This is a genomic window from Paenibacillus xerothermodurans (assembly GCF_002220865.2).
GTDB classification, from domain to species: Bacteria; Bacillota; Bacilli; order Paenibacillales; family NBRC-103111; genus Paenibacillus_S; species Paenibacillus_S xerothermodurans.
The window spans coordinates 66215-81116 of the sequence record NZ_NHRJ02000004.1 but is presented as its reverse complement, the minus strand read 5'-3'; the positions used below and the strand labels follow the sequence as shown (position 1 = coordinate 81116).

The following is a 14902-nucleotide window of genomic DNA, read 5'->3' as shown; positions in this document are numbered from 1 at the left end:
GAGAATCTCATTCCATGAGCAGGGTAACAAATAGACCAACTAACCCGAGTAGAAGACAAATACTTCCACCTAATCGTGTATTCCATATAAACAGGTGAGATGGTTCTGTTCCGTCTTCCGACGTCCACTTTGCCGTGAGCGACCAAAACCAAGAGGTCTTAAAAAGCATGAATGAACCGCCGACAATAAGCAATATACTCAACATTCACATCAGCTCCTTCCATATGATTTGCGTTACGTGGTAATACGGTCCAACGTTCCTCTAACGATATATGAATTTTGCTTGATATGAAAAGCCAATGTGTGACTGCAAGAACAAAGCCTCAAGACGTTGTCTTGAGGCTTCTAACCGCCGGCTGGATATCAGTGGTTCGCTTCCCTAGCGGTTTAATGATTGACGACACCAACACGTTCTCTTTGCTCGCCGATTTGTATGGTTGTACGCTCTTTGCCTAATAACGCATAGCGTAAGCTATCGATGAGCGCATCACAGCTGGCTTCAATGACGTTGCCGGATACGCCGACAGTGCTCCACGTGGTGTCAAAGTCGGTGGACTCGATCAACACGCGAACTTTCGCAGCAGTATTGTCTTTCTCATCTAACACACGGACTTTGTAATCGTTCAAATGCATGTTTCTCAATTCTGGGTAATACTCAACCAGGCACTTGCGCAGCGCGTTATCCAACGCGTTCACAGGCCCGTTGCCTTCCGCTGCATTATATACGGTCTGCCCGTTCACATTCAGCTTCACGATAGCTTCGGTGACAGAAGCTTGATTTGCGTGCTTCGCAACTAATATTTTAAACGACTCCAGGGTGAACAACTCCTCCTGTTGGCCGTACGCATCGCGGATGAGCAGCTCTAAGGTCGCGTCGGCACCTTCGAACTGATAACCCTGATGTTCCATTTCCTTGATTTGTTCGATGAGCTGGCGCGACTGCTGATTATTGTTGTCAAAATCCAGCCCCAGCTCTTGCGCCTTAAACACAAGATTGCTCTGGCCGGCCAGCTCAGACACCAGCACGCGCTGCTTGTTCCCAACCAGCTCCGGCGCGATATGCTCATATGTGCTTGGATTGCGCAGAATCGCGGACACATGAATGCCGCCTTTATGAGCAAAAGCTGCGGAACCTACGAAAGCCTGGTTCACAGGCAGATGCATGTTGGCGATTTCGCTCACGTAGCGGGCGACGCTAGTTAACGTTTCCAGCTGCTCCGCGCTCACGCATTCATAGTTCAGCTTCAACTGCAAATTCGGGATCACGGAGCACAGATTCGCGTTGCCGCAGCGCTCGCCGAATCCGTTGATCGTGCCTTGCACCTGCGTTGCTCCGGCCATGACCGCCGCCACACTATTCGCAACGCCGAGCTCGCAGTCGTTGTGTGCGTGAATGCCGATAGGGACGGACACCGCTTGTTTGACGGCAGCCACTATTTCACTGACCTCGTGCGGCAGCGAGCCTCCATTGGTGTCGCACAAGACAATCCAGTCCGCTCCCGCTTCCTCAGCCTTTTTGATTGTTTTCAGCGCATAATCGGCATTATTTTTATATCCGTCGAAGAAGTGCTCGGCATCATAGATCACTTCCAAGCCGTTGCTTTTTAAGTAACGGACGGAATCGTAGATCATATTCAAATTTTCTTCCAGTGTCGTCTGGATCGCCTTATGTACATGAAAATCCCATGATTTTCCGAAAATCGTTGCCACCGGCACGCCGACTTCCAGTATACGGTTTAGATTGGCATCCTGCTCGGGCAGAGTGTCCTTGCGCCGCGTGCTGCCGAACGCCGTCACTTTCGCGTGCTGTAAATTGAGTTCCTTGACACGATTGAAAAACTCGATATCTTTGTTGTTGCTGCCAGGCCAGCCGCCCTCAATATAATGAACACCGAGCGCATCGAGTTTTAAGGCGATTTTCATCTTGTCTTCAACGGAGAGACTGATGCCCTCCCCTTGCGTGCCATCTCTTAACGTGGTATCAAAAATTTTTACGATATTTGCCATGGATTATCCTCCTGCTCATACAAAGCTTGCAAAACTTGCGTCAAATATACTGGATAATTATATCACAACCAGCTCCGCACAGGGTATTACTTTCACAAAATATACGGATTGATCGGCTTGACCAGTCGCTGTGTGGAAGGTATTCTGAGAGAAGCGGTTTAGCGAGTTTTACAAGCCATTCATGCTATATATTTTTCGGGGGTGTGCAACCTATGTCTACCAAACCATCAAGAACACTGCTAGCTGTGCCGAATCCTCACCCGGATCGCGAGTACGAAGTGGAAATTGAAAGTCCGGAATTTACGGCGCTGTGTCCCGTGACCGGGCAGCCTGATTTTGCTACGATCACATTCAAATATATCCCAGGCCCTTCCATTGTCGAGCTTAAATCTTTAAAGCTGTATCTGTGGAGCTTCCGGGACGAAGGGCATTTCCACGAAGATGTGACGAATCGGATTTTGAAGGACTTCGTGGAGCAAATCCAGCCGCGCAAGCTGCAAGTGGTTGGTAAATTTAATGTCCGCGGCGGCATCTACACTACGGTACGCGCCGAGTATGAACAAGAAAAGTAATCAGTCGTACCCGGTGCATGGCAGAGTCATCCTTCATATTGATATGAATGCTTTTTATTGCTCTGTGCATGAGGCGGTGGAACCGGAGCTGTACAAGGGAAAGCCGACGGCCGTAGCGGGCAGCGTCGAGCTGCGCAAAGGTATTATCGTTACCTGCTCCTACCCGGCGCGGGCAAGGGGAATCAAGACGGGCATGTTGGTCGGCCAGGCACAGAAGATGTGCCCCGAGCTGATCCTCATTCGCCCGAATTTTGATTTGTACCGGGAATTTTCGCGCAGGTTTATGAAAATTGTGTATGATTATTCGCCGTTGGTGGAAGCTATGTCAATTGACGAATGCTATGTTGATATCACGGGGTCCAAACAGTTCGGTACCCCGCTGGAGATCGCTTCACAGATCCAGGATCGTATCCGCACAGAGCTAGCACTGCCATGCTCAATCGGGGTGGCGCCGAACAAGCTGCTCGCCAAGATGGCGTCAGACATGAAAAAACCGAACGGCATATCCGTATTACGTAAACGGGATGTGCCGCGAGTGTTATGGGATAAGCCCTGTGCTGAGCTGTATGGGATCGGACGTAAAACAGCGGATAAGCTCAAGCGTTTGCACATCCATACACTCGGACAACTTGCGGCGGCGGATGATAAACTGCTAGCCGATCGATTCGGTGTGCTGGGCCCGGCTCTGAAGCAAGCCGCAAACGGAGAAGATCATTCGCCTGTTCAGCCAGAACGGGAGCAAAGCAAATCGATCGGTCATACGACCACGCTGCCTATCAATTTCACAGAGCTGCCGGCGATCCGTCGTGTATTTCTTAATTTGGCGGATCAAGTCGGCAGGCGGCTGCGCAAACAACAGCTGCTTGCACAAACGGTGCAAATCACGATTCGCGATCCGGATATGAGAACGATTACACGGGCCGCAAAGCTGCAATCGCCAACCGAGAGCCGCGAGGACATTTACCGCATGGCATGCCAGCTGTTCGATGAGCATAGGCCCGGCGGCAAGCCTGTAAGGCTGCTTGGAATCACATTGCAGAACTTGCTTGCCAAATCGGAGACGGCGGTTCAGCTGGATTTATTTGATTATCAGAAGCAGCCGGCTAAAGAGAAGCTCAATAAAGCTTTGGATGCACTGCGTGACAAGTTCGGCGAAAATGCGGTATTAACCGCAGGGATGTTGAGTGATGACCCGTCATCACTGATTCGGGACCATAAAGCTCGCGGCACATCGCTGCAGATGGATCATCTTAGATTAAAGCCGTTGGAGGATGAATAGCATGTCCAATGTCATTGGGTTCATAGGATTTTCCAATAGCGGTAAGACGACCTTGATTGCTCGTCTGGTTGAGTATTTCGCGCAAGAGGGTGTTCGTTCGGCTGTTATTAAGCATGATGCCCATGGGCACTATAAAGAAGCTGAGGGCAGCGATTCATCCAAGTACATCAATGCCGGTGCGTCAGCTGCAGTTGTGGTATCGCCGGAGAGCTACGTGATGTTCCGCCGGGAAGCTAAAAATCTGGAACAGATGGTGAGTCTTCTCCGCGAGCAGGACTACGATCTCATTTTCGTCGAAGGATTCAAGCATGGTCGGCATGACCGGATTGCCCTGATTAGGGAAGCGGAGCAAGCCTCGATTTTACATGACCTCCAGGATCCTCCGATCGCGGTGGCTGGGCCGCCGGAGCTTGCACATTTGGCACCTGCTCACATTCCTTTCCTGGATATGAACGATATCGGTGCGTTGGCGAAATGGATTCTAGCCCGCACGGCGGCAAATGGCGTGTGAACGTTTCTTGTATAATTTTATCCTCTATTGGAAATCCTAAGACTCCATGCCACTTTCTATTTGAACTTTGTATTGTTTTATATTATATTTTAGGATGAGGTTACATTATAGGGAGGAATATAGACATGGCAAAATATACTTGGGTCGAAAAAGACACCTGTATCGCATGTGGAGCTTGCGGCGCAACAGCACCAGATATTTATGATTATGACGATGAAGGCTTGGCTGAAGTAATCTACGACAACGATGGTAACACAGGTAACACTGAGATTCCTGAGGATCTATATGATGATTTACAGGATGCACAAGACGGCTGCCCTACCGATTCCATCAAAGTGGCAGACGCGCCTTTCAATAAATAAATTCTAGCATTTGTAAAAAGCCTTTTTCCAGTGTGCGAGCCTGGAGAGAAGGCTTTTTTCGCGTATTTTGGCAGAAAATATCGGTTGCGCTCATCTGTCTTTTGGTGTTGGCGTTCGGAGTTTTGCAGGCGGTATCTGATCGAAATCGGTCTGATGTGCAGTGGCATGATCGCTACGAGAACGGTCGTTCTGCGTGACAAGTGGCGATAGCTGCCGCGAGCGCCATCTGAAAAAAACGGACAAATCAACCGATAAAATGCAGTAGGGAGATATGGAAAGTAGGGATCGTCCAATGGCAGACAAAGACCAGGAGGAGCGGCTGCGCCTATTTTTCAAACATGAGGAAGAACCGCTGCATTTAAAAAAATATGTTCGCAAGCATCCGACGAATAAAATGGCATGGTATTTGCTGGGCCGTGCGTATGATGCTCAAGGCAAGCATGGTAAAGCGCTTTACTGTTATACCCAAGCCGGGGAGATATACGAGGCATTCGAGAATCAAGCTGCGCCGATACCGCCCGGCATCTGGCTGCCACCCGACCGCTCGCAGCGTCGGACCAGGCACGGCTGGCTTCGCCTCGTAAGAATGGTGGTCATAAGTACTCTCGCCGTGATAGGCATTGCGTACATGCCTGCGGCGCCACCGGCATCCGTGCAGAACGTGCCGGCGTTCCCGCACGCTGATCCTGGCGAGGCGGCGCACGCCAAGGTGTATTACGTGTCAGGGGGCAAAGACAAAGAAAGCGTAGGTGCGGCTTTGCGAGAAATGCTTATCCATGAGCGCGCCAACAGTTACGCCATTCTCGCTTATGGAAAGCCTACCGATGACCGGGAATGGATTTCGTGGCTGGAACCGCCGGATCTGCTGCTATCCGTCGAAAGCAAACAGGATGCTGGACAGCAGCAGATCTCGTATCATGATGCGGAAAGCTGCGCCTGTCAACCTTCGGATCCGGCAAAAGCACGCGCCATCTTCCAGTCGTGGGCGGCCGAGCGTGAGCAGGAGTTGATTCTGCGCTCGGCTATCGAAGCTTATATGCGTAAAACGGGAACCGCCCCGGAGGTGGTGGAGGAACTGAGCCAACCGTACCCTAATAATATTTTACCTGGAGTCACGTCACATATGCAGCAGCTGTTCGATGCACAGCAAGCCCAGCAGGCGACGCATATGGCCGTGCCCACGAGCGGACAGTCCGCTGCGTCGAAGCAGCTGCATAACGTGTCGCCTGAGCAAGCTGTTGGCGCTGATGCCGGAGGCGCAGCTCTGCCACGCGGATTGATCGCCCCGTTAACAGAGCCGCTGCGCATCGTGGTTGACAAGGCAAATCATCGTTTGGTGCTAGTCAGCGGCGGCATTATCGTGCGCAGCTACCCGGTGGGCTTGGGAGCCGGCCGCACGCCTGAGGGGATTTTTGAGATTAGCGAAAAGGTTCGCAATCCGAACGGAAAATCAGATGGGGAGTTCGGTAGTAGGGGAATGACACTGTCCGACACGATGTACGCAATCCATGGTACCGACAAGCCTGCCAGCGTAGGCAAGGATGAATCTCTAGGCTGTATCCGCATGCTCGAGGACGATGTGGAAGAATTATTTGATATGATTCCCATGGGCACACAGGTGACCATCGGCAAAGGCTTGTTGCCTACTGAGATCAAGCGCGGGGACCCAGCGTTCCGCATGCCCCTTCATACAACGGAAACTAACCCGGGAAAAGTGTATAAGTGGTTGGAATAAGGCCGACAGCCAGTTTTATACGAGTTCCCTGTCACTTTATTTTTACTGCGTAACGCGATACACTGTTCAAAGAGAGAATTTCAGTGTACGGTAGGGGAGAGGCTTACATGCTGTATAAAAAAATATTGAAACCGATGCTGTTTCGGATGGATCCTGAGAAAGCGCATCATTTGACTATAGATGGCCTGCATACGGCTAGCAAGCTGCCGGCGGGACAGGCATTGCTGAGGCGCTTGTATACCGTTCCCCGATGCCCGGAACTGGAGTGCACGGTATTTGGCATTCGGTTCCCTAACCCGGTCGGACTGGCCGCAGGCTTGGATAAGAATGCGAAAGCGGTACGGGGGTTCTCCAGTATCGGATTTGGGTTCATGGAGGTGGGCACCGTCACTCCTAAGCCTCAAACCGGTAATGAACTGCCACGGCTTTTCCGGCTGCCGGAGGATTCGGCACTGATCAACCGCATGGGATTTAACAATGTTGGCGCTGACGAGATGGCGCAGCACTTGGAGGAGGCCGGCCGATATACGATCCCTGTGGCGGTCAATATCGGCAAGAATAAGACCACCCCTAACGAGCACGCCGAGGATGACTATCGCGCATGTATTCGCCGGCTCTACACTTATGCGGATTTTTTTGTGGTCAATATCAGCTCGCCTAATACCCCGGACCTGCGCAGCTTGCAGCACGGGGATGATTTGTCACGGCTGTTGGCCGCTGTGCAGGACGAAATGCAGCTGCAGCATGGGCGGCATGGCGGCGCAAGCAAGCCGATATTAGTGAAAATCGCTCCGGATCTGCGTGAGGAAGAGATCACGTATATCGTGCAGGCTATTGTGCAAAGCGGCGTGTCCGGCGTGATCGCTTCCAACACGACGATTGCGAGGGAAGGGTTGATTCATCACCACAAGGGAGAAGCGGGAGGCTTGAGCGGCAGGCCGCTGACGGAGCGCTCGACCCGGTTGATTCACACGATCTATGACGCGACCGGAGGCAAGCTGCCGATTATCGGCTCGGGCGGGATTTTTACCGCCAAAGACGCCTATGATAAAATATGCGCCGGGGCGAGCCTGGTGGAAATTTACACGGCATTGATCTATGAGGGTCCCGAATTAATTCGCCGCTTGAATCAAGGTCTGCGCGAACTGTTGCACAAGGATGGATTTCGGCACATATCGGAAGCGGTGGGCTCGGCGCATCGTCGTTAGATAGGAATGGAGGAACTTGCATGGATGGACGTGACTGGAAAAAGTTTCTGCTGCCTTACGAACAAACGGTAGAGGAGCTTAAGGTGAAGTTTAAAACATTGCGCGGGGAATTAAAAAGCCGTGAGGAATATTCGCCGATTGAATTTGTTACCGGACGTGTCAAAAAGGTGTCCAGTATATTGGAAAAAGCCAAAAGGCTGGATGTGCCGATGGAGCAGCTGGAACGGGGAATCGAGGACATCGCCGGGATTCGTATTATGTGCCAATTCGTAGAGGACATCGCAACACTGGCGGAACTGATTCGCAAGCGCGAAGATATGACCCTAGTGTACGAGAAAGACTATATTACCAACAAAAAACCAAGCGGTTATCGCAGCTATCATATGATTGTGGAATATCCTGTGCAGACAGCTCTTGGCATGAAACGCGTACTCGCTGAGATCCAGCTCCGCACACTCGCGATGAACTTCTGGGCGACCATCGAGCATTCGCTGAATTACAAATACCGTGAGAAACTGCCGGAAGAGGTTATCAAACGGTTAAGCAAAGCTGCTGAAGCGGCGTATCTGCTCGATCAGGAAATGAGCAGCATCCGCGATGAGATTATGGAGGCGCAGCAGCTGTTCGAGGATAACTCCAACATCGTATCACAGGTGCTCAACGGCATCCAAGAATTGTATTTCTACCATCGCGTACGGGAGGCAGCGCAATTCCAGAAACGGTTCAACGACCGTTGGGGAACGGATGACGTTAGATATCTGCAGGAGCTCTCTAAGGAGATCGAGCAAGCCATCGCACGTGCGAAAAAAGGGTAGAGCAGCGTTCACGATTCAGCAGGCACCATTATTTCCCGGGGAATCGAGGCGATAGCGTATGCGAAAGCAGCGTTATGACCGGCTTTATGTGGAATTTATCTATTATTTTAACGTAGAGCGGGATTATTTCGAATGTCACGAAGTGATGGAGGAGCTGTGGCTGGAGGAAGGCAGATCCCCTGTGTACCAAGGCCTGCTGCAAGTAGCGGTGGGCCTGTATCATTATCGGAACGGCAATGTGAGCGGCGCCAAGAAGCTGTTGTCTGCGGCTCTGGCCAAACTGCGTGATCGGCCGGCGGGGCAGCTCGGCATTGATTTGGCTCAGCTAGTGGAAGACAGCCAAATCTATTTGACACGTTTGGAACGGGTGTCTGCAGAGCCGTTCGCCTTTTATGATCTCGACATTCGTATCACCGACCGTGATTTGGCCGCCTTGGTGGAGGAGCTGAAGCTTAATCCGCCACACACCGGCCATAAGGATGATTAGCCGGAAGCTGTCTTGCATTGACTACTCGTATTTTGCAGAGAAGGCAGGATGAGCTCAGAGCTCGACCATCCGCCTTTTTATCATGTACCTGTAAGAGCGTGTTCATTCCTCAGCTCGTATGTATACGCGAAAACGTATTACTTGTGTGAAGTTAATAAATGTCCGGCCGCTGTAAAAACTAAAATGCGCACACCGGCGTGGAAAATTGGAAGATATACAGGCTTCATTCATGTGTGCGAAATTCCTGCGGCTGCGCGGGGACGGCTCAATGTTTTTTGTCACTTCACATCATATTGCCATATGAAATGACTGTGAACACATTCAAAATGCGCCGTAGGGCCTCCACATACTCACGCGCCCTGTTTTTTGCACACGCATTGTCCGGCTCGGTGACACAACTGGCTGGACGGCATGTAGATACAAGAATACCACGCCGGTTGGAGGTGGGAGACAAGAAATGAAAGCAACTATGAGACTGGAGAAGCTGTTGGCACATGCCGGTCACGGAACGCGCAGCGAAATCAAGCGCAGGATAAAAGGCGGCGCCGTCATCGTAAATGATCGGCCCGTTAAGGACGGGGCCATGCAGGTCGATCCCGTCAAGGATCACATTGTCATCGACGGTGAAGTCGTGCGGTACCGGGAATTTATTTATTTAATGTTGAATAAACCGCAGGGTGTCATTTCAGCCACTGAGGACGTTCGTGAGCGCACTGTACAGGATTTGCTAGACGACCACTATCGCTTATTCGACCCGTTTCCGGTCGGACGGCTGGATAAGGATACGGAAGGGCTGCTGCTGCTGACGAACGACGGCAAGCTCGCTCATAACCTCCTCTCGCCGCGTAAACACGTGCCCAAAACGTATTACGCCGAGGTGCACGGCACAGTGTCAGCAGAAGATGGACAAGCTTTTGCCAAGGGTGTCACTCTGGATGACGGGTATGTCACCATGCCAGCGGCACTTAATATTTTGAAAGCCGGAGATCCTGTTCTAGGTGAAGTGTCGAAAATTGAACTCACGATCATGGAAGGTAAGTTTCATCAGGTGAAACGCATGTTTCAATCTGTCGGCAAGCGGGTGGTTTATTTGAAACGGATTACAATGGGACCGCTGCTGCTGGACGAGCATTTGGCGCCCGGGGAATATCGGGAGCTTACCGGCGGCGAGCTGGAGCAACTGCGTTCCGCCCACACACCCGGGCCTGAGGATGCACGATGATGCACAAGATAGAAGAAGGAATAGGAGTGTGGCACAAACTTTGGACTATTCTCTGATTGCATTGGATGTTGACGGCACCTTGTTAAACGACAATTATGAAATGACCGACATTACGAAACGGGCGCTGCGCGAGGCCCATGGGACAGGCGCCAGCCTGGTGTTATGCACGGGCCGAGGGCCGGCAAATGCTGTGCCGATTTTGGAACAGCTGGGGCTCGAGGGTGTGCTGATCACCCACAACGGTGCAGCGACCATCCAGACGCCGGGACCTGTGCTGCTGCAAGAGCATGCGTTTTCGTTAAGCCAGATTGAAGCTTTAATTCGATACTGCCGCAAGCATTCGATTCACTTTGATGTAAATACCGCGTTTGATGTCTTTTTGGAAACGATCGGCTCGGCGGAAGCCATTATGTATGAGAAGTATCTGCAAACTCCTAAACAGATTGCCGATGTGCTGAGCTTAGAAGGGCCGGTTGTCAAATTGACGATGTTCGGGCCAAGCAGCGTGATGGACGCCGTCGAACGCGAGCTCCCGACTATGCCGTTGGCGGATGGAATACGTTGGTTCCGCAGCAGTGCCGAATTCATAGATGTGATGAGCGGCGCAGTGTCCAAAGGTAATGCTCTGGCGAAGCTGGCGGAACAATGGAATATACCTCGGCCGCGTGTGTTGGCTATGGGGAACTATTACAATGACATTGAGATGTTGGAATATGCGGGACTGGGTATCGCGATGGGCAACTCGCCGGATGCAGTCAAAGAGGCCGCTGACGATGTGACCTTATCCAACAACGAAAATGGTGTGTACGCCGCTTTGCTAAAGCACGGAATGGTTAGTGGCAGCTGGTCGTAAACATACACATCCACGCTGTGCGGATAATGGCTAGGAAATAGCGAAAGACCGATTGTATGCAACCGGTCTTTTTTTTGTTGATATGTTTTTGCTACTGTTAATCGTGTTGCCGTTATATGAAGTGTCGCGCATCTGGGGCAGTTGTTGTGTTGCAGCTTCTGCTCATCGGTTCACGTATACTATTGGTGCCGCTGAGTCTGGGATTGGACTCCTGCCGCCGGGCTTATATTTTGGGCCTTTTAGGACACGATAGTAATGCGTCAGTTCAGGCAATGCGATCTACATTCCATTGGAGGCGAGAGACAATGACCGATGTGATGCTCAGACATGATTTAAAGACAGCAGGCGGAGAAGTCAGCGACATTTTGTGGAATAATCAGTTTGTTGGCACTATGACGTTGGTGTACCGTGAGGGCGACCGGATCTCCGGGGCCATCCAATTGGAAGAAGAGAGTCTTCCCCCGCACGGCAAAGAGCGTGTGGCCTCTTTCCTACAGCATTACCTGCAAACGCACATTGACGCATTAGCTATAGAGTCCTGCGATGTTCTGCTGACATACAGCGACTTCGATCAGATCATTTCTACAGATGTAGACGAAGAGATGTCCGCGCTGGAAGATGTGGAACAAGACGATGAGATGCAGTGGGCCGACAATGACCGGTTCAGAGTGCGGCGGAACTTGGATGAGAATGAATATGTTGTCGATGATTATTCCGAGGCCTTCAAGGCGGATATGGCGGCAGATGAGGATGTGGATTACGGCTATTTTGAATTGGTGCTAATTGAGGAAACAGCCGACACCGCCGTCTACCACATTCATGATGAAGAGCAAGAACTGGTTGCCGAAGCCGAGTTTCACCTTACGGACCGCGACGTCACCGGCACCGTAAATTGGAGATTTGAACCTGGAGACGAGGAGCTTGAGGCGGTTGCGGATCTTTTGGTGCACGATTTCGATGAGGACGCAGTGGATACCATTTCCATCAACATGCAGTGGGATGATCAGTTGATCGAAACCTTTCAGCTCGCGCATGAGGATTATTTGGACGATGCGCAGGAGGACATACTTCTGGCCGAAGGGGGAGCGCGGTCGGAAGACGATTATTCCGTAGTGCTGGTCCGTGACGATGGCGATGCCTTAACTTATGAAATCTATCAAGCATCTTATGGCCCGCTGCCGATCGGGACCGCGACCGTTGATATCAGCCAACGTGCGCTGACCGGGTTCATTGATTTCCGCGAGCCGGGCGACTCCGATGACCGCGAGTTCATCTCGCAGCTGTTGATGCAGGAGCTGGATAAGGAAAAAGATTTCGAGTCGTTCAATGTGACGATGCTTTATCAAAACGAGCCTTTCGAGGAGCTGTTATTCGAGTCGGAGCAGGTGCATTAATTAAATCGTAACACATCGCCACAGTGATGCACTCCGGTGCGTCCGGTATGTTCGTTGTTCGCGCGTCCAGTCACCCCGCTAAGGCTTCATCACGAGAGCGGCGGGGCCGGGGCGGAGGGGGCGAATATGATGCCGGACGCGTGCCGGAGTTTTTTTGTATTTATATATGGCGGTGGACGCATGCGTCCCGACTCTTTTCTACTTCCAGTCTTAAGTTGTTGTGGGATGTCTCACGCACGTGCTATAATTAGGTTTGTTTTTTTTGGGGAAGAAGGTGAATACAGTGGAATACCACATTCCGATGAAAGTTCAACAGTTGGGCGTGGACATCGACAAAAGCCAGCTCAAATATCATGATAAAGAAGTATTGGTTTCAAAGGAGTTTACGTTCGACAGCGCACATCATCTGCACTGCTATGAAGGAAAGTGCAAGAGCTTGCACGGCCACACTTACAAGCTGCAGGTTATTATGCGCGGTAAAGTGGATGAGAGGGGTATTACAATAGATTTTGCGGATATTAAGAGAATCGCCAAGGAGCGGGTGATTGATCCGCTGGATCATCGTTATCTCAATGAAGTGCTGCCTCTCATGAACACTACCGCTGAGAACATGGTGGTTTGGATGTATGAACAGCTGAATACGGCGGTTCGGGAGGAAGGGCTTTACCCGCAAGTGCGGGTGGAGGAAGTAAGGCTATGGGAAACGCCGACAAGCTATGCGGCGGTTACCGCGGCGATGATGGGAGATGCGGCAGGTGAGCGCTAATCCGGACTGGTACAACATAAAATTGCCGATGGTGGAAATCTTCGAGACCGTGGAAGGCGAAGGGACACGTGCCGGGTTTCCGACCATATTCGTGAGATTGTTCGGCTGCAACCTGCGCTGCACCTGGTGCGACACCAAATACAGCTATCCGCCTGAGGAAGCCGACCGGGTGATGACCATCTCGCAAATCGTACAGGAGGTGCGTAAGTACCGCTCAACCCACCTGTGTCTGACCGGGGGTGAGCCGCTGCTGTATGGCGAGAAGTCGGCTGCGCTGATAGAGGCGCTCATAGATATTGACAGCTTGACGGACATTCATATCGAAACGAACGGCGCAATCGACATCTCGATGTTCATGGACCGGATTTCTTCTCCGAAGGTACGCTACATAGTAGATTACAAGCTCCCAGACTCCGGAGAGACCGATAAGATGGTGTTAGGCAATTTGATGAAGCTTCGCGAGCAGGATGAGCTGAAGTTCGTCATAGGCAGCGAACAGGACTTCGCCGAAGCCGTCCGTGTGCTGGAACAGTATCCTACCATGGCGCTTCCGCTGTTTAGTCCGGTATGGGAGACAATGCCGCCACACAAACTGGTGCAGCTTATGTTGGAGCATGGCCTTTCACGTGTGAAGCTCAACATGCAGCTTCATAAAATTATATGGGATCCTGCGGCAAGGGGCGTGTAGTGGAGCGTGCACACTATTTCCGCGGCAATAATACAAAGGTGTGAATAAGTATGAGCATGAGCAATCATAATCAAGGCGGCCGGAAAGCCGTCATTATTTTGAGCGGAGGCCTGGATAGCACGACCTGCATGGGAATCGCTCAAGCCAAAGGATACAAGCTGTATCCCATCACGTTCGATTACGGGCAGCGGCATAGAATTGAGCTGGACAATGCCCGGGCGGTTGCGGAGCACTATGGAGCGCAAGGCCGGCATAAAGTGATTCAGCTCGGATTTCTCAAGGAATTCGGAGGCAGTGCGTTAACAGATGATAGCATCGCGGTGCCGGATACAACTAAAGCTGCTGAACATACCGCACAGCCCGAGTCCGACATTCCAGTGACTTACGTACCGGGGAGGAACTTGTTGTTCCTTTCAATCGCCACCTCGTATGCAGAAGCTATTGGGGCGGAAGCGATCTTCATCGGCGTGAACGCTCTGGATTACAGCGGTTATCCGGATTGCCGGCCGGAATTCATCCGCAAGGTGGAAGAAGTGATGGCGGTGGCTACGCGTGTCGGCGTGGAAGGCGGCCCGATCCGGATTGAGACGCCGCTCACCGAATGGACGAAGGCGGAGATCATTCGGCAGGGGAACATGCTGCAAGTGCCTTACCATTTGACCACGTCATGCTACAACGGCCAAGCAGAGGCCTGCGGCGTATGCGATAGCTGCAGACTGCGGTTGAAAGGCTTCGCTGAAGCCGGGTCCGCCGATCCGATCGCATATCGTGCGAGACATTAATGGCAGGCATACGTGCATAGGCTGAAAATGGACGTTGCCTGCTTCATATGATTAGAACCAATGAGTGCCTTATATTGGTAACGGTCAAACTGCTGTCAGCAGCTTGCTGTTGTTCCCGCCGGGGAGGTGATTTAATCCATCCTTGGCGCCTGATTGACCCCTATTCTATCCCACGAGGATAGAGTGGGGTTTTTTTGTTTGTACTCCTAACGCCAACGGTG

16 protein-coding genes are annotated in these 14902 nt (G+C 51.6%); 14 read left to right on the top strand and 2 right to left on the bottom strand.

Features of this window, described 5'->3' with window-relative positions; all coding sequences use genetic code 11:
* Positions 1-7: 7 nt before the first annotated feature.
* Complete coding sequence (locus tag CBW46_RS22150; protein ID WP_089199811.1) at positions 8-205, bottom strand: DUF6199 family natural product biosynthesis protein; 198 nt, start codon at positions 203-205, stop codon at positions 8-10.
* Positions 206-387: 182 nt separating this feature from the next.
* Complete coding sequence (gene cimA, locus CBW46_RS09690; protein ID WP_089199810.1) at positions 388-2007, bottom strand: citramalate synthase; 1620 nt, start codon at positions 2005-2007, stop codon at positions 388-390.
* Between the two features lie 212 nt (positions 2008-2219).
* On the opposite strand from cimA, the gene queF reads away from it, so the two are divergent.
* The 14 genes from queF (at position 2220) to queC (ending at position 14681) form a co-directional block, all read left to right on the top strand.
* Positions 2220-2579, top strand: coding sequence for a preQ(1) synthase (gene queF / locus CBW46_RS09685; RefSeq protein WP_089199809.1), 360 nt, complete (start codon positions 2220-2222; stop codon positions 2577-2579).
* A complete protein-coding gene (locus CBW46_RS09680; protein WP_089199808.1) occupies positions 2563-3858 on the top strand; it encodes a DNA polymerase IV in 1296 nt (431 codons plus the stop codon). Before queF ends, CBW46_RS09680 begins: the two co-directional genes overlap by 17 nt.
* Before the next feature lies 1 nt (position 3859).
* Positions 3860-4369 carry a molybdopterin-guanine dinucleotide biosynthesis protein B gene (gene mobB / locus CBW46_RS09675; protein WP_165842256.1) on the top strand — a complete coding sequence of 170 codons (510 nt, stop codon included), beginning with the start codon at positions 3860-3862 and terminating at the stop codon, positions 4367-4369.
* 125 nt (positions 4370-4494) lie between these two features.
* Complete coding sequence (locus CBW46_RS09670) at positions 4495-4731, top strand: ferredoxin (protein WP_089199806.1); 237 nt, start codon at positions 4495-4497, stop codon at positions 4729-4731.
* A 292-nt stretch (positions 4732-5023) separates the two neighbouring features.
* Positions 5024-6466: a L,D-transpeptidase family protein gene (locus tag CBW46_RS09665; RefSeq protein WP_089199805.1), complete on the top strand. Its 1443-nt coding sequence runs from the start codon at positions 5024-5026 to the stop codon at positions 6464-6466.
* 107 nt (positions 6467-6573) lie between these two features.
* Positions 6574-7674: a quinone-dependent dihydroorotate dehydrogenase gene (locus tag CBW46_RS09660; protein WP_089199804.1), complete on the top strand. Its 1101-nt coding sequence runs from the start codon at positions 6574-6576 to the stop codon at positions 7672-7674.
* A 20-nt stretch (positions 7675-7694) separates the two neighbouring features.
* The gene (yjbM, locus tag CBW46_RS09655; RefSeq protein ID WP_089199803.1) at positions 7695-8489 is read left to right on the top strand and encodes a GTP diphosphokinase; all 795 of its coding nucleotides are present in this window, start codon (positions 7695-7697) and stop codon (positions 8487-8489) included.
* Between the two features lie 58 nt (positions 8490-8547).
* Entirely contained in the window at positions 8548-8976 is a 429-nt protein-coding gene (locus tag CBW46_RS09650; RefSeq protein WP_089199802.1) for a DUF309 domain-containing protein, read from the top strand.
* 457 nt (positions 8977-9433) lie between these two features.
* On the top strand, positions 9434-10198 hold the full coding sequence (locus CBW46_RS09645) for a pseudouridine synthase (protein ID WP_089199801.1): 765 nt from the start codon (positions 9434-9436) through the stop codon (positions 10196-10198).
* 28 nt (positions 10199-10226) lie between these two features.
* Positions 10227-11051 (top strand): Cof-type HAD-IIB family hydrolase, encoded by an 825-nt coding sequence (locus CBW46_RS09640; protein ID WP_243633252.1) that lies wholly within the window; start codon positions 10227-10229, stop codon positions 11049-11051.
* Positions 11052-11356: 305 nt separating this feature from the next.
* Entirely contained in the window at positions 11357-12445 is a 1089-nt protein-coding gene (locus CBW46_RS09635) for a hypothetical protein (RefSeq protein ID WP_089199800.1), read from the top strand.
* A gap of 283 nt (positions 12446-12728) precedes the next feature.
* A complete protein-coding gene (queD, locus tag CBW46_RS09630; RefSeq protein ID WP_089199799.1) occupies positions 12729-13211 on the top strand; it encodes a 6-carboxytetrahydropterin synthase QueD in 483 nt (160 codons plus the stop codon).
* A complete protein-coding gene (locus CBW46_RS09625; protein WP_089199798.1) occupies positions 13192-13899 on the top strand; it encodes a 7-carboxy-7-deazaguanine synthase QueE in 708 nt (235 codons plus the stop codon). The genes queD and CBW46_RS09625 overlap by 20 nt, the downstream gene beginning before the upstream one ends.
* A 50-nt stretch (positions 13900-13949) precedes the next feature.
* Complete coding sequence (gene queC, locus CBW46_RS09620) at positions 13950-14681, top strand: 7-cyano-7-deazaguanine synthase QueC (RefSeq protein WP_424446211.1); 732 nt, start codon at positions 13950-13952, stop codon at positions 14679-14681.
* Positions 14682-14902: the final 221 nt, after the last annotated feature.